Source organism: Candidatus Nitrotoga fabula (assembly GCF_905221025.1).
Classification (GTDB): domain Bacteria; phylum Pseudomonadota; class Gammaproteobacteria; order Burkholderiales; family Gallionellaceae; genus Nitrotoga; species Nitrotoga fabula.
Map to the genome: position 1 here is coordinate 100,380 of NZ_CAJNBL010000044.1, position 14,670 is coordinate 115,049.

The following is a 14,670-nucleotide window of genomic DNA, read 5'->3' on the forward strand; positions in this document are numbered from 1 at the left end:
ATGATTCCTGATCCGCTCCATGGCTTTAAAAACCGTGTTCCACTCCCGGAAAAACACCGGATTTCACTTCGTTTACATAACAGGCCACCCCGTCAGCAATACTACGGGCACCCTTCATGTAATTCTTTACGAACCTGGTCTTGTTACCTGGATAAACATCCAGCATGTCATGCAATACCAGCACTTGGCCGGAACAGGCTGCGCCCGCTCCTATACCCAGGGTGGGAATGGAAACATTCGCAGTAATTTCTGCTGCCAGCACTGCTGGAATAGCTTCGAGCACGAGCATACCTGCCCCGGCCTGCTCAACTATTGCCGCATCTTTCAGGATGCGTTGCGCGGCTGCTTCGCTCTTGCCCTGCACACGGTATCCGCCGGTCTGATGAACCGACTGCGGCATCAGTCCAACATGGGCACATACTGGAATTCCGCGCTCGATCAGAAAGGAAATCGTCCCGGCCATTAATGCCCCCCCTTCCAGTTTGACCATCTGTGCACCCGCTGCCATCAAACGCGCGGCATTTTCAAATGTTTTTTCAGGACTGACCTGAAAGGTGCCAAAAGGCATGTCGGCAATAATGAAGGCCTGCTTTGATCCGCGAACCACGCAGGCCGTGTGGTAAACCATCTCATCCAGAGTAACGGGCAGGGTCGTGCTGTGTCCTTGCAGTACCATTCCGAGCGAATCGCCCACCAGCAACACATCCACTCCGCAAGATTCCATCAACGCTGAAAAGCAGGCGTCATAGCAGGTTAGCGCAGCAATTTTCTCGCCCTTGCCATGCAAAGCCCTTAAGGCAGCCAATGTCGTTCTCATCACACACCCCTTCCAATGGATTCACGCTGTCCGCTCATTGACCCAACACACTGCAACAGGAAAGCAAAATCCTCGTCGCTGTCCGCAAAGTTCATATGCTCACTATTCACTGTCAATACCGGCGCCGCATCATAATGACCAAAAAAATCGCAATAGCCCTGTGCCAAACGCGCCAGATAAAATTCGGCCATCTGGCATTCATAGGGTAAGCCGCGCCTGCGTACGCGTTCCGCCAAAAATTTCGGAGAAGCCTGCAGATAAATGACCAAATCCGGTTTGGGTGCTTGCGGTGCGAGACCGTCATGAATCTTCTGGTAGAGAGCCAGTTCATCATCATCCAGGTTCAAACGTGCAAACAGCACATTTTTTTCAAACAGATAATCCGCCACGATACCTCGATGGGATGTATCCATCTGTGCCTGAATCAGATTATGCACTTCAGAAATTCGCTGCAACAGAAAAAATAACTGTGTTGACAGTGCATGACACTCGGGATTTTTGTAAAACCGTGCCAGAAAAAAATTCTCTTCAGGTTTCTCCAGAAGCATGTCCACACCATAATGCCTGGCCAGCCGAAGCGCAAGACTGGTTTTGCCCACCCCGATCGGCCCCTCGACCACCACATAACGGTATCTATCAAATAACATCGCCAATTCGCTCCAGTTGCTGCTCCCGGCAGTGCAGTAAGGCTTCCGATACCGCGCCTATACCAGGAATCATACAGTCCGGTGCGATTTCCCATAATGGACGCAGCACAAATGCCCGCCTATGCATCTCAGGATGAGGGATAATTAAATTATGCTCCTGATGCTGCAAATCGTCATACAGCAGCACATCCAAATCCAAAGTTCTCGGAGCATTGCGGAATTCACGCGTGCGACCGCATTCACGCTCCAGTTCCAGAAGAATATCCAGCAAAGCAATGGGGCTAAGTGTTGTTTCCAGTTGCGCCACCGCATTCACAAAATCCGGCTGATCACAATACCCAACCGGCGCACTTCGATATAGCGAAGAACTCGCTGATATCCGGATACTGGGAATGCGGGCTAACGCCCGCAACGCATAGGTCACCTGTTTGCACGGGTTATCCAGATTGCTGCCCAGACCAATGAAAGCCGTATGTTTAAAACTCATCTATGCAATATGCTTTCCATATTTCCAACAGAAAACCGGCACAAAACCATACCCGCTTCCTGGCACAAATCCGGAAGATTCACTGATGCAGCCAACCTACCCCGACTTCAGCGCATGCAAGTTTTGCCGTCCTCAAGTTTTTTCAAGAAGCCCAGCCTGCATCTTCACACCAGATTTCCTACGGCGACGACGCTTTTTGCCTGTTTCATCCGGCAGCAGCATTTCTACACGGCGTTCTTCGGTTGCATCCTGAAACTCGTCCCACCACAGTCCCAACTGCGAATCAACCTCGCCGCTCTCACAGCGCAACAGCAGAAAGTCATACGCTGCCCGGAAATATGGCTGGGAAAGCAAACGAAATGGACGCTGCCCACCTCGTTGCTCAAAACGGGGTTGTAGCAGCCACAATTCCTTCATGACCGCATCATAACGTCGCGGGATGGCCATCCGCGCCTGCTGCCGGTTCAGCACTTCTTCCATCGCAACATGCAGTGCCGCAACAGGACGCTCTCCTGCTTCCTGATGCATTTTCCATACAGCCAAGACATCATGCCAGAGCAGTGCTGCAAACAAAAAAGCGGGGGACACCGATTTCTCGGCACGAATACGCAGATCCGTGCTGTGCAGGGCAAGCATGACGAATTTTTCGCCCAGAGGTTGCTCCAGTATTACATCGAGCATCGGCAGAAGCCCGTGATGCAAATCCATGGCACGCAATTTCTTGATGCAACCCACCGCATGACCGGATAACAGCAATTTGAGCATTTCATCCAGTAAGCGTGCCTGTGGTACGTTACCCAGCAGATCTTTCATCTGTGAGATGGGTGCGACTGTTGAGGGTTCCAGTTTCATTCCGAGCTTGGCTGACAACCGCACCGCACGCAACATGCGCACCGGATCTTCCCGGTAACGGACGACCGGATCGCCGATTATTCGCAGGATACCGGAGCAGATGTCCGCATAACCATTGTGATAATCATAAATCTCCTGGCTGGACGGGTCGTAATAGAGTGCATTTGCCGTAAAATCACGGCGAGCCGCATCCTGTTCCTGATCGCCAAATTCATTGTCACGCAACAAACGTCCATGCTCGTCTGTTTCTGCCTCTGTGCTTCCTGTCATACGGCGAAAAGTGGACGTTTCCACCGTTTCCTCGCCATACAGAACATGCACCAAACGAAAACGACGCCCGATAATGCGTGATCGGCGGAACACACGGCGCACCTCTTCCGGCGTGGCATTCGTTGCTATGTCAAAATCTTTCGGATGACGATGCAGTAACAAATCGCGCACCGCCCCTCCCACAACAAAGGCGGAATAGCCCGCTGCCTGCAGGCCATCCGTTACTTTCAGTGCAGCGGAACTGATGCCATCACGACTGATACCGTGTACCTTGAAAGGGATGATGTGGCATTTACCCTCTGTCCGTTTCCGGGCAGATTTTCCAAACACGCGCTTAAGCAGTTTTCTGATCATTAATATTTACTGTTACAAAAATGCCGCAGGGGAATGCGACAATAATTTCAAATTATACACCTGCTACAAAGCAGCGCTCTCCTGCCACAGAGATCTCATGCAATGGACACTGGTACAGTTCTTCAAGGTGTCCGCGCGTCAACAAGTCCTGGCTGCGACCATGCAACACCCGGCCATCGGAGTACTGCATCAGGACATGGTCACAGCAACGCTGTGCCCATAAAGGATCATGCAGCACCATCATGATCGTCCCTCCTTGCGCCTGCAGCTTGCCGAATATCTGCATCACCTGGGCCTGATGGCGTAAATCAAGGTGCTGCAGTGGCTCATCCAGCAGATAGCACTCCGGCTGTTGCACAAGCAGTTGTGCAATTGCAGCACGCTGACGTTCACCTCCCGATAATGTATCAAGCGACCGGTCGGCCAGCCCGGCCAGATCCACCTGCTGCAAAGCCTGACTTGCCAACACCTCGTCCTGCGCGCCGTAACCCAGTAGTACGTTGCGATGTGGGAAACGGCCCAGCAAAGCATATTCCTGCACACTGCCCCAGAATTCCCCTACTTCCCCCTGCAATAAAATCCCGACTTGCTGCGCAAAAGTGCGTCTCGAATAGGCAGCCAGCGCCATGCCATTCCAACTTACCCTGCCGACCCGGGGCGGATGCAAACCCGCCAGTGTGCGCAGCAAAGTGGTTTTCCCCGCGCCGTTCTGGCCTAATAGAGCCCAGCATTCCCCGGGACGGGCTATCAGATCAAGCTCACGGCATACCGTCTTGCCGCCAATCTCCACAGTCAGGTTGTTCGCCTCCAGCGCTTGCAAGTGAAGCAATGATTGCATCACTTTCTCCGGCCCAAAAGCCACAACAAAACCGGCACACCCAAAAGCGCGGTGAATATCCCTACAGGAAGTTGCAACGGGGACCACAATATACGTGCCAGAGTATCCGCCAGCACCAGAAAACTCCCTCCCACAGACACAGAAAGGGGGATCAGCCAGCGGTGTGCATGAAAACCCAAAAGTCGAATGGCGTGGGGAATCATCAATCCAATGAAACCTATGTTCCCACCGAGTTGCAGTGCCATCATGGTCAGAGCCGCAGCAGCAAAAAACAGACCTGCCTGCCAGCGGTCAACTGCCACCCCCAGGGCCGCTGCCTTGTTCACGCCACCCGCGAGCACATCCAGCCCCCCTGAAAACAGAGAGGCGCACAATCCAGCCAGCAGCAACACAAACCATGCCATCACCAGGCCTTCCGGATGTGACAAATCTCCCATCAGCCAGTACAGCATCCCCTTCACCTGCTCGCCTTGCGTCAAGGTCAGCAGCAGGCTAATCAGGGCACCGCACCCCGCAGAAAGCACTACGCCAGTAAGAAGCAAGCGATAGATATTTCGTTCCCCTTGCCGGAAGCCCAGACCGAACACCACCGACATAACCAGCAACGCACCAGAAAATGAGGAAATCCGCGTGACAGACATGCCGGCGCCAAAAAGCATGGCACCCAGCGCCCCCACTGCAGCGCCACCAGAAATCCCCAGAATATATGGGTCTGCCAGCGGATTACGCAACAATACCTGCAACAGTACACCAGATAAAGCCAGCAGCCCGCCGCAGGCAAATGCCGCCAGCACCCGCGGCATGCGCAACTGCCATACCACATCGCTCGCCGTATTTTCCCCCTGGCCAAGCAGGGCTTGCCACACCTCGGCAGGAGAAAGGGGCAGAGATCCATTCATCAAGCCAAACCCCAGGCTGAGCGGAACCGCAAACAGCAAGAGAATCACTCTTGGGGACATGATGAACTGGAGGTTACTTCCATTCAAAACAGACAGGCGCACAATCTCGCGTATCCTTATTCAGGAATAACGCAATCCCGCAGGATGTTTCGCGCACATGAAACTGCATAACGTCCAAAGCTTCCAACCATTCCCTTGACAAAATCAAATCAGGCTCTTCGATGCAAGTTTTAAATGTTTCATGTCACAATCCAAGCAAAAAACATGCGATCCAACCCCAGGCAGAACACTCACAATTTTTACCCGACATTTCGCCCAAGATCGAAACAGCCTTTCGAATATCACTAAAATGGTCTGATTACCCATTTTTCAGCGCAAGGTCAGGATGGGCCAACCATGTTGTTCTGCATGCTTGCGCAAGGTAGCATCCGGATCAACCGCTACTGGGTGGCTCACTTTTCCCAGCAAAGGAAGATCATTCAAAGAATCGCTGTAAAAAAAACTGGCGACAAACGTGCCCCACCCCCAGTTGTGCTGTTCCAGCCAGCTTTCCAGACGGGTAACTTTTCCTTCGCGGAAACATGGCACACCCGTAACAGATCCGGTAAATTCACCGTCTATTTCTTCCGGTTCCGTTGCAATCAAATGTTCCACACCGAATTCACGTGCAATCGGTGAAGTCACAAAGCTATTTGTGGCAGTAATAATGATGCACATATCGCCCGCAGTGCGATGCCGCGCTACCAACTCCTGTGCGGGGGTAGAAATCATGCCGCGCACCTTGGTCCACATGAAGTCATCACGCCAGCCATTCAGCACCTTGCGCGAATGACGGGACAAGGGTTTCAGCTGGAAATCAAGAAATTCATGAATATCCAGCGTACCCGCTTTATATTGCTCATAAAATGCCAGGTTTTTTGCTTCAAACAGTTCACGGTCAAGCACGCCCTGTTCAATTAAAAATTGAGCCCATTCGAAATCACTATCACCATTCAATAGGGTATTGTCCAAATCAAATAATACGAGGTTCACGCCGACTCCAGATGGATAGACTGCAATACTTCTTTTAACAATGGCACGGAAGGTACGCGCTTTAAACGCAGGCACCGCTCATCCAGGGCATCCAGCAACCCTAGCAACGCAGGCAAGTCGCGCCTTCCATGGCGCAACAGATACTGCGTCACCTCGCGAGGCAGGGCAAAGCCTCGCGCTAGCCCGTGCTGCTCCAATGCCTGGGCCTTTTCTGCGTCATTCAGGGCATGCACCTGATATACCAGCCCCCATCCCAACCGGGTACGGAGATCATCCCGCAAATCCAGATGAGCCGGCGCAGAAGCCCCGCTTACCAGCAATATGGTACCGATTTCCCGCATGCGATTATATAGGGCAAACAATTCGATCTGAGCAGCGACATCCAGCTTTTCAACATCGTCTATCGCAACCACCGGAACCATATCCGGCACCGTACCCTCAACAAAAACAGCAGCCTGCCCCATTGAACGCGCGTGCGCAACTGCTGCGTGCATCAGATGACTCTTTCCGCTACCCGGCTCGCCCCATAAATAAAAAAAACGTTCATTTGAGGTTCCTTCCAGCGCGTGCTGCAACGCCGAAAGCAATTCGAGATTACGACCCGGCACAAAATTATGCAGCGTGGGAAACCAATCATGAGCAAGATTTAGTAACAGTTGCGTCATAAAAATGAATCACGATACTACAAATTGGATTAGCTTCCAATCCTGGGATATTTTCTGATCCGGCCAGCCATTTTGCCTATAGTGAAAACGATGGACAGCACCTTGTTTTCTCAGCACCTCTTCAATATTAACCTGTAAGCAAGCGCCAAATGGTCTTTTGGAGTAAAATGGAACGGAATTTGTCTTGTACTGTATCCTGAAGAAAGCGAGAACTCAACTTGAGCCTGCCCAATACCCTTTCCTACCGTGACGCTGGAGTGGACATAGCAGCAGGTGACCGGCTGGTGGAGAACATCAAGCCGTTCGCAAAACGCACTATGCGTCCAGAAGTCCTGAGCGGTATAGGGGGTTTTGGAGGACTGGTCGAAATTTCCAAAAAATACCGCGAACCGGTCCTGGTTTCTGGCACGGATGGCGTAGGTACCAAGCTGAAACTGGCTTTTGAACTGAATCGTCACGATACGGTAGGCATCGATCTGGTGGGGATGAGTGTCAACGACATTCTGGTGCAGGGTGCAGAACCGCTATTTTTTCTCGATTATTTCGCCTGTGGCAAGCTGGATGTCGATACCGCCACCGAGGTCATCAAAGGCATCGCTGCAGGATGCGAACAGGCCGGCTGCGCGCTCATCGGTGGCGAGACGGCCGAAATGCCCGACATGTACCCGGCCGGCGAGTATGATCTCGCCGGCTTTGCAGTCGGTGTGGTAGAAAAATCGAACATCATTACCGGAGAGGATATCCGCCCTGGCGACATTGTGCTCGGGCTTGCCTCGAATGGCGCCCACTCCAATGGCTACTCATTGGTACGCAAAATTATTGCACTCATGCAGCCCGACCTTCATGCCAAATTTGACGGGGAACGCACACTGGCCGACTGTCTGATGGCTCCCACGCGCATCTATGTAAAGCCATTGCTGGCGCTGATGCAAAACCTGCCGATAAAAGGCATGGCGCATATCACAGGAGGGGGGTTGCTCGAAAACGTGCCACGTATTCTGCCACCGGACGTTACCGCTGTCCTTGACGGACTGGCTTGGCAGACGCCCAGAATATTCAAGTGGCTCCGTGAACAGGGCAACGTGGAACAACAGGAAATGTACCGCACATTCAACTGCGGCATCGGCATGGTCATTATCATGAACCCGAACCATGCCACAGAAGCAGTCGCCCAACTTGCATCCTTCGGAGAAACTGCTTGGTGCATTGGAACAATCCAGCCGCGAACAGGTGATGAGAAACAAACCAGAATCGGCTGACACAAATCCCGGATCCATCGTAATCCTCATATCCGGACGGGGCAGCAATCTGCGCGCGATACTGGAAGCAGACCTGCCGTGCCGGATTGCAGCAGTAATCAGCAACCACGCGGACGCACCAGGGCTGGGCATTGCCCGGCAGCACGGCATTCAAACCATGACTGTTGAGCACCGCAATTATCCGGATCGTCAGTCATTCGATTCCGAGCTCGCCATCTGCATAGACAGCTTTCACCCCGATCTGGTCGTACTGGCCGGTTTCATGCGCATTCTCACCCATGAGTTCGTTATGCGCTACAAAAACAGACTGATCAACATCCACCCCTCGTTGCTACCTGCATATGGCGGCCTCAATACCCATGCGCGCGCGCTCCAGGACGGAGTGAAAATTCATGGCTGCACGGTTCACTTCGTCACAGAAGACCTCGACCACGGCCCGATTATTATCCAGGCCGCTGTTCCGGTTTTTATGGATGACACACCTGCAACCCTGGGAGCACGAGTTTTACACCAGGAACATCGCATTTTTCCGCAGGCTATCCGCTGGTTCTGCAACGGCCAGCTCAACCTGGATGCAGACGGAATCGTTCGGATACAAGACACGGAGCAGCGTGAAACCGCTCTGATTTCACCCCGGATGGAGTCCAGACAATGCGCAAGCTGATTGATCTGATCATCCTATTATTGTTGATTAGCGCCGCGCCGCAGGCAGTGCTCGCCGCCACTCCCCTTTCCTCTCTCCCAACCCGTATCGATGCGGAATATGACGTTTTCAAAGATGATTTCAAAATCGGAACCATCACAGGAACATTCACCCTTTCAAAGGACGGTTACCATATCGAAAGCCTCAGCAAGGCAACCGGCCTGTTCGCCCTGATCAAACCTGAAGTCATTCAGGTTAACAGCAAAGGGATCATGACTAAAAATGGCTTACGCCCAATCACCTATGTCCATGAACGCAAGCTCGGTATGGAACGCAATACCCGGGCCGATTTCGACTGGCAGGCCAACCTCATCACCCTGACCGACCGCAACGGTAAGCGCACGCTGCCATTGCCTGCCGAAACCCAGGACCGGGCAAGTGCGATATATCAGTTCATGTTCATGCCACTGCAGGACTCCACTGAACTCAACTTCAACGTTACCGATGGCAGCAGGGTGAAGGAATACAAATACCGCGTCACGAATGACCAGAGCGTGACCGTTCCGCTCGGAACATTCAAATCATCCTACGTATCCAGTCTGCCCCGCGGCGATGAGAAGCGTACTGAAATCTGGCTGGCAACCGAACACTTTAATTTTCCGTACAAAATGATCCTCACCGAGTCTGATGGCAGCAAAGCTGCACAAGTATTGACCCATATCCATTTCGAGCGATAATCGTTCCCTCCCATGCGTCGACCGCCTGCTTTCAATTCGTCTGGGCCGGATTTGATTTTTCGCCCCAACACACCAAATTCTGAACCATGCTACTGACCGAATATCGTCTCGATCTTGTTATCCGAGCCCTGCGCAGCATCCTGCCGCTGGAGCATCCTGCCGATGCCACCCTGCGTCATTTTTTCCAGCATGAACGCATTGGATCCAAGGAACGAGCGCTGGTTGCAGAAACAATATTCGGGGTATTGCGCCACCGTCTTTTCCTTGAGCAGGCCTGTGCCCAGGAGGCCACGCCACGCCGCATGACGCTGGCATACTGGATCCGGTTCGGTGGTTACAACCTGCGTGAGCTGGAACCGCTCCTGATGCACGGAGAAAGTAGCTGGCTAGGGCAGGTAAAAGCCATCAGCCTCGCCACTTTGCCATTGCCGGTACAGGCAGAACTGCCCGAGTGGGTGATAGAGCAGCTGCAGCCAACCATGAGCGATGAAATGATACTCGCGCTGGGCCGTTCCATGCAGTCCCCGGCTCCGCTGGATTTGCGCGTCAACACTCTGCTCGCGACCCGCGACGAGGTGCTACAGACCTTCCAGTCAGAAGGGATGGATGCGCTGCCCACGCCATACTCCCCCATTGGCATCCGCCTTAAAAACAAGCCTGCGCTTGCCGGACACCCATTGTTTCTCAGTGGGAAAATAGAAGTACAGGATGAGGGCAGTCAGCTGCTCGGGTATCTTCTCGCGCCAAAGCGCAGCGACATGGTAGTGGATTTCTGCGCAGGAGCGGGAGGGAAAACACTGATGCTGGGGGCAATGATGCAGTCCCAAGGCAGACTATATGCACTGGACGTATCCGAAAAACGATTGGCCAACCTCAAGCCACGCCTGAAACGCTCCGGGCTCAGCAACCTGCACCCGCAACTTATCTCTCACGAAAATGACAGCAGAATAAAAAGGCTGTACGGGAAGATAGACCGTGTTCTGGTCGATGCACCATGCAGTGGACTGGGAACTTCACGCCGGAACCCGGATATCAAGTTTCGCCAGTCTCCCGAGAGCGTTACCGGATACACCCGAATGCAAGCTTCCATCCTGGCATCTGCAAGCAAATTGCTCAAGCCGGGCGGTCGTCTGGTTTATGCTACCTGTAGTTTTTTACCCCAGGAAAACCATGCCATCATTGATGCATTCCTGACTGAGCACCCTGCATTCATCCAGCGTCCCGCGGGCGAAATTCTCGCGCAGAACAAAATCCCTATGGAATCAAAAACGTTCCTGCAACTTCTCCCCTCGCTACATGGCACCGATGCCTTCTTCGCAGCCGTGCTCGAACGGGTCAAGACAACCAGCCCGCAAGAAATCTGATCCGTTCGAGCTGCAAAGCCCATCACCGGAAATTTGCTTTCAGTCATTTTTGGGTGATAACCTGTCCCACCCAATTTCCACGGATGTTCAAGACTCGACACCATGCTGGATTTTACCGAGTACGCCAAAATTTTCATCAGCCTGTTCGCCATCCTGGATCCCATCGGCATCATCCCGGTCATCATTCTGTTTACCGCCGGCATGTCGGCACCCCGGCGCACCCGGATCGGTCGCGTCGCATCGTTGGCGGTATGCGCCATCCTGCTGACAGCATTATTGATCGGACAAAACCTGCTGGCCTTTTTCGGCATCAGCATCAGCTCTTTTCGTGTAGCGGGAGGTATTCTGCTGATGCTGATGGCCTTCAAGATGCTGAACGGAAACCTCGCCATATCCGCTGAAAACAAACCTATGGGTGACGAAGAAGAAACGGGCCCGATCCATGCCATCGTACCTTTATCCATTCCACTGCTGGCAGGGCCGGGATCGATCAGCGCAGTCATACTGGAAGCACACAAGGCTGCCGGTATCGAGCACTATGCAATCATGAGTCTGATAATTATCCTGCTTAGCGCAACGGTCTGGCTCACTTTCCTGATCGCCCCGCTGGTAGAACAACGCCTGGGAAAGATCGGCATAGATGTATTTACCCGGCTGATGGGCCTGGTGCTCGCGTCCATTTCCGTCGAGTTCATTGCCGGCGGCTTACGCGGCTTGTTCCCTGCACTGGACTGAGCACTACACCCATGCAGGACAGAAAATTCTCCTGTCCCATTAACTGACAGAAATCCCCATGAATGGACTAAACTTTAAAAAAAGACGCACCGATTACCCGGCCAGCAGCCTCGACGCACCCCTGGACGGGTTATCGCCTGCATGATGATTTCCGATTACACTACCCGAACGGTTATCCGCGTCTCATCCTTCGGAATGGAGCGCCCGGTACTCAACCCCTAGAACCGTCAGCTCCTCTTCTCCCTCTGGGGTTCGCAGCATGACCACATCGTCGATGCGCGCCTTCAGCAGCGCCCTGGCCAGCGGAGAAACCCAGCTGATCCGCCCCAGGCTGGCATCCGCCTCATCTACCCCCACGATACTACAGGTGTACTCTGTGCCATTCTTCCTGAGCACGTTAACGGTCGCGCCGAAAAACACCTGATCGCAGGATCCCCGCTGTGCCGGGTCGACCACAACCGCATTTTCCAGACGGCCGGACAGAAAGCGGATACGCCGGTCAATTTCTCTCAGGCGCCTCTTGCCATACTGGTAATCGGCATTTTCGGAGCGGTCCCCGTTGGACGCAGCCCAGGTAACGGTTTGCACCAGTGCCGGGCGCTCCGTCTTCCATAGCTGATCCAGCTCGTCCTTCAGACGCTGGTATCCACCAGGGGTAATATAGTTCTTTGCTCCAGTCGGAAGCGATGGTGAGGAATGCTGCGGTTCCTCGTCATCACGGCTTTCATCTGTTTCCCTGGTAAATGCTTTACTCATGATTGTTCGATCGATTAACTTTGTTTACGCTTTTGTTGTTTGCACCACCTACACTAAGTTAGGCTCTCAAAAGACAAAAGGGCCGAAGACCGGCCCTTTTTGAATTCCATTTTGATGCCTACCATCGCAATTTCTGAGCTTCTTGAAGAAGGCGATCTAATACAGTTCGAGGTTGCACCTGCGTTTGACGTGATTGCGCAAAAGCGCTCAGACTCACCACTTTGGACTCATTAAGAACCACACTAGCGACACGTACTGGTGCGGAACTGAAATCCAAGTTCATTTGCCGATCATCAGAATTTACGGTCTTTGACATCATCATCTCCCTAGGCGGTAGTTTAGATTATTACACTTATGACGACAACCCTCCACCCTCCAACCCTTCGATTACTTTTTTCAAATGCTCGACCACTTTCAACTCATACTGTCTATAGTCATCCAAGTACTCAGGAACCTTTTTTTCTACTTCACGTATTTTGATCATGATAGCCTTCCCCGCCTTATCCTTTCTTTCTCCCGAAGGTGTAAACATATTGAGATACTGCCGCGGAGCCACACCTTCAAAATGAAGAAACCTCACCTTACGATCACCCGTCGCCCCGGCTTCGCCACCAGCATCAATACCGTCAATAGCAATGGCATCAGAGTGCAAATCTAGCGCTAAACTTTTTTCATATGGCTCAAGGTAATAAACAGTTTTTATGCCTGCCGCCACTATGTGCCTAGCACAATTGTGGCACGGAAAAGTATATGTAAATAGCGTACCGTCTTTAGTACTCCCTGTTCCCTTCAGCGCCAAGGAAACGATCGCGTCCATTTCTGCATGGATAGACCGTGAGAATTCTATCAAGCCACTCAGTCGCGTTTCCTCATAGGCTTTTTCTGCAATTTTATTTAATAATTCCTCAACATTAATTCCACTCAATGTCTGAACACATCTTTTTTCTTTTTCAGAAAGCTCTGAAAAATGTTGTCCTAGTTGTTCGCTGAGTACAGCTTTTATATCCTTAAGTAAATTTCTCTTATAGACATCGTTGTGGCAAACACCAGCCTCTAGCTTCACACATCGAGCATCGTCCATTCCACTTTCCGGTCCATAAAGTCCGCCACCAGGCCTTGGGACATCATTTCTACCTGTTGAAATAATGGTTCCATCAACATTCATTATGGATGCACCTACCTGCCTGGAAAGACAGGCTGAACGCAACCCAGCCGCATAAGCCACATACATCCCATATTCTTCCTTTGTGGGAGATAAGCCATTTGCGCCATGCATCAGATCTACGAATCGCTTAATCTGAGAACCCAGAGCTTCTGCGTTACTATGATCATTTCTGATAAAAAAGTCTGCCAATTGGAGAGCTTTGTCCAATTGCTGGCCATTTTTCTCAGGTTGTTTACGATCCCTTTCAATTAGTTCCGAAATTTTGTTAGGCTCCACCCCCTCTGAACGCAATCGGCTTTCACGACGAGGAGTAACACTTAGAACACCAAATAAATAAAAAAGGTTTCCATATACAGCTCGTAACAATGCAATCTCTTCCGGATGTTTTAACTGATCAATTAAGTATGCTGTTCGCTCTGGAAGGAAGTCAGTAACATCATCCGCTTCAGTCCCGATTTTTTCGGTTCTGATTTCAGCAACTCTCAGAATCGCATACTCAGCCAAAATATCAGCCTGTCTGACTCTTAGTGCATTTCCAGCATCTTGCATTTGTATATATCTCTCAGCTCCAGTATCAGCGGGTTCACCTGTTACAGAGATAAGCTTTTTAGATATGCACTCTTTTAAGTAATCACTAATTTTGATGTGATGCACTTGGTAGCTAGATGCAGAAAGAATCTCTGTAATACGTTCTTTGACGGCCTGAATTCCAGAGCCTATTGGTCCTGCGAATGCAATCACGAGCTCTTTAGACTTTCTTTCAGCGATAGCTTCACTGGGGCGCCTCCCAGAAACATCTCCACTCCCAATATCTGGGACTATGTTTAATTTTGCTTCAGCTGACATACATGAATTCCTTTTTACGTAATCCTTGCATTGACAAGAACCATATAAAACCGCCTCTGAACGCAGGTTTTGCAGAGACTAAAAAATAGACATTGCTGGCTTTTACCCACCCAACTCTAACAAATCTATATTCTTACCAGACTTGAGAATTTCGTAGATCAATGCGGTGAATGGGGCCAAAGCCTGTTGGTCCTGCTTAAGCAGATGCTCTGCTTGGGCTTGATGCGATAACCTATCGTGCAGATTATAGGACTCAAAAAAAGTGCCAACAATAAAAAACCCCGATCACTCCTTGAGTGGTTGG

General features: G+C 51.6%; 15 protein-coding genes. 5 read left to right on the forward strand and 10 right to left on the reverse strand.

The window, feature by feature from the left end; translation table 11 throughout:
* Positions 1 to 25: 25 nt before the first annotated feature.
* From panB to hda, 8 genes are all read right to left on the reverse strand, one after another.
* Entirely contained in the window at positions 26 to 817 is a 792-nt protein-coding gene (panB, locus tag KJA68_RS10550; protein WP_213036892.1) for a 3-methyl-2-oxobutanoate hydroxymethyltransferase, read from the reverse strand.
* Positions 817 to 1,464 carry a deoxynucleoside kinase gene (locus tag KJA68_RS10555; protein ID WP_213036893.1) on the reverse strand — a complete coding sequence of 216 codons (648 nt, stop codon included), beginning with the start codon at positions 1,462 to 1,464 and terminating at the stop codon, positions 817 to 819. The genes panB and KJA68_RS10555 overlap by 1 nt, the downstream gene beginning before the upstream one ends.
* Positions 1,454 to 1,951, reverse strand: a complete 498-nt coding sequence (gene folK, locus KJA68_RS10560; RefSeq protein ID WP_213036894.1) for a 2-amino-4-hydroxy-6-hydroxymethyldihydropteridine diphosphokinase — start codon at positions 1,949 to 1,951, stop codon at positions 1,454 to 1,456. The genes KJA68_RS10555 and folK overlap by 11 nt, the downstream gene beginning before the upstream one ends.
* A 132-nt stretch (positions 1,952 to 2,083) precedes the next feature.
* Complete coding sequence (gene pcnB, locus KJA68_RS10565) at positions 2,084 to 3,427, reverse strand: polynucleotide adenylyltransferase PcnB (RefSeq protein ID WP_213036895.1); 1,344 nt, start codon at positions 3,425 to 3,427, stop codon at positions 2,084 to 2,086.
* A 52-nt stretch (positions 3,428 to 3,479) separates the two neighbouring features.
* Positions 3,480 to 4,265 (reverse strand): ABC transporter ATP-binding protein, encoded by a 786-nt coding sequence (locus KJA68_RS10570; RefSeq protein ID WP_213036896.1) that lies wholly within the window; start codon positions 4,263 to 4,265, stop codon positions 3,480 to 3,482.
* Positions 4,265 to 5,224: a FecCD family ABC transporter permease gene (locus tag KJA68_RS10575; protein WP_213036897.1), complete on the reverse strand. Its 960-nt coding sequence runs from the start codon at positions 5,222 to 5,224 to the stop codon at positions 4,265 to 4,267. The genes KJA68_RS10570 and KJA68_RS10575 overlap by 1 nt, the downstream gene beginning before the upstream one ends.
* A 309-nt stretch (positions 5,225 to 5,533) precedes the next feature.
* A complete protein-coding gene (locus KJA68_RS10580; protein ID WP_213036898.1) occupies positions 5,534 to 6,196 on the reverse strand; it encodes a histidinol-phosphatase in 663 nt (220 codons plus the stop codon).
* Positions 6,193 to 6,861 (reverse strand): DnaA regulatory inactivator Hda, encoded by a 669-nt coding sequence (hda, locus tag KJA68_RS10585; RefSeq protein ID WP_213036899.1) that lies wholly within the window; start codon positions 6,859 to 6,861, stop codon positions 6,193 to 6,195. Before hda ends, KJA68_RS10580 begins: the two co-directional genes overlap by 4 nt.
* Before the next feature lie 218 nt (positions 6,862 to 7,079).
* On the opposite strand from hda, the gene purM reads away from it, so the two are divergent.
* From purM to KJA68_RS10610, 5 genes are all read left to right on the forward strand, one after another.
* Positions 7,080 to 8,120, forward strand: a complete 1,041-nt coding sequence (gene purM, locus KJA68_RS10590) for a phosphoribosylformylglycinamidine cyclo-ligase (RefSeq protein ID WP_213036900.1) — start codon at positions 7,080 to 7,082, stop codon at positions 8,118 to 8,120.
* The gene (purN, locus tag KJA68_RS10595; RefSeq protein ID WP_213036901.1) at positions 8,095 to 8,784 is read left to right on the forward strand and encodes a phosphoribosylglycinamide formyltransferase; all 690 of its coding nucleotides are present in this window, start codon (positions 8,095 to 8,097) and stop codon (positions 8,782 to 8,784) included. The genes purM and purN overlap by 26 nt, the downstream gene beginning before the upstream one ends.
* The gene (locus KJA68_RS10600) at positions 8,772 to 9,500 is read left to right on the forward strand and encodes a DUF3108 domain-containing protein (protein ID WP_213036902.1); all 729 of its coding nucleotides are present in this window, start codon (positions 8,772 to 8,774) and stop codon (positions 9,498 to 9,500) included. Before purN ends, KJA68_RS10600 begins: the two co-directional genes overlap by 13 nt.
* Before the next feature lie 86 nt (positions 9,501 to 9,586).
* On the forward strand, positions 9,587 to 10,864 hold the full coding sequence (locus KJA68_RS10605) for an RsmB/NOP family class I SAM-dependent RNA methyltransferase (RefSeq protein WP_213036903.1): 1,278 nt from the start codon (positions 9,587 to 9,589) through the stop codon (positions 10,862 to 10,864).
* Between the two features lie 102 nt (positions 10,865 to 10,966).
* A complete protein-coding gene (locus KJA68_RS10610) occupies positions 10,967 to 11,599 on the forward strand; it encodes an NAAT family transporter (RefSeq protein ID WP_213036904.1) in 633 nt (210 codons plus the stop codon).
* A gap of 183 nt (positions 11,600 to 11,782) precedes the next feature.
* Here the strand turns inward: KJA68_RS10610 and greB are convergent, their stop codons facing one another.
* On the reverse strand, positions 11,783 to 12,355 hold the full coding sequence (gene greB / locus KJA68_RS10615) for a transcription elongation factor GreB (protein ID WP_213036905.1): 573 nt from the start codon (positions 12,353 to 12,355) through the stop codon (positions 11,783 to 11,785).
* A 352-nt stretch (positions 12,356 to 12,707) separates the two neighbouring features.
* A complete protein-coding gene (locus KJA68_RS10620; RefSeq protein ID WP_213036906.1) occupies positions 12,708 to 14,366 on the reverse strand; it encodes an anti-phage dCTP deaminase in 1,659 nt (552 codons plus the stop codon).
* Between the last annotated feature and the right edge of the window lie 304 nt (positions 14,367 to 14,670).

Coding starts and splice junctions, on each gene's coding strand:
- panB (WP_213036892.1), bottom strand. CDS start 817: ATGAGAACGACATTGGCTGCCTTAAGGGCTTTGCATGGCAAGGGCGAG.
- KJA68_RS10555 (WP_213036893.1), bottom strand. CDS start 1,464: ATGTTATTTGATAGATACCGTTATGTGGTGGTCGAGGGGCCGATCGGG.
- folK (WP_213036894.1), bottom strand. CDS start 1,951: ATGAGTTTTAAACATACGGCTTTCATTGGTCTGGGCAGCAATCTGGAT.
- pcnB (WP_213036895.1), bottom strand. CDS start 3,427: ATGATCAGAAAACTGCTTAAGCGCGTGTTTGGAAAATCTGCCCGGAAA.
- KJA68_RS10570 (WP_213036896.1), bottom strand. CDS start 4,265: ATGCAATCATTGCTTCACTTGCAAGCGCTGGAGGCGAACAACCTGACT.
- KJA68_RS10575 (WP_213036897.1), bottom strand. CDS start 5,224: ATGTCCCCAAGAGTGATTCTCTTGCTGTTTGCGGTTCCGCTCAGCCTG.
- hda (WP_213036899.1), bottom strand. CDS start 6,861: ATGACGCAACTGTTACTAAATCTTGCTCATGATTGGTTTCCCACGCTG.
- purN (WP_213036901.1), top strand. CDS start 8,095: ATGAGAAACAAACCAGAATCGGCTGACACAAATCCCGGATCCATCGTA.
- KJA68_RS10600 (WP_213036902.1), top strand. CDS start 8,772: ATGCGCAAGCTGATTGATCTGATCATCCTATTATTGTTGATTAGCGCC.
- KJA68_RS10605 (WP_213036903.1), top strand. CDS start 9,587: ATGCTACTGACCGAATATCGTCTCGATCTTGTTATCCGAGCCCTGCGC.
- KJA68_RS10610 (WP_213036904.1), top strand. CDS start 10,967: ATGCTGGATTTTACCGAGTACGCCAAAATTTTCATCAGCCTGTTCGCC.
- greB (WP_213036905.1), bottom strand. CDS start 12,355: ATGAGTAAAGCATTTACCAGGGAAACAGATGAAAGCCGTGATGACGAG.
- KJA68_RS10620 (WP_213036906.1), bottom strand. CDS start 14,366: ATGTCAGCTGAAGCAAAATTAAACATAGTCCCAGATATTGGGAGTGGA.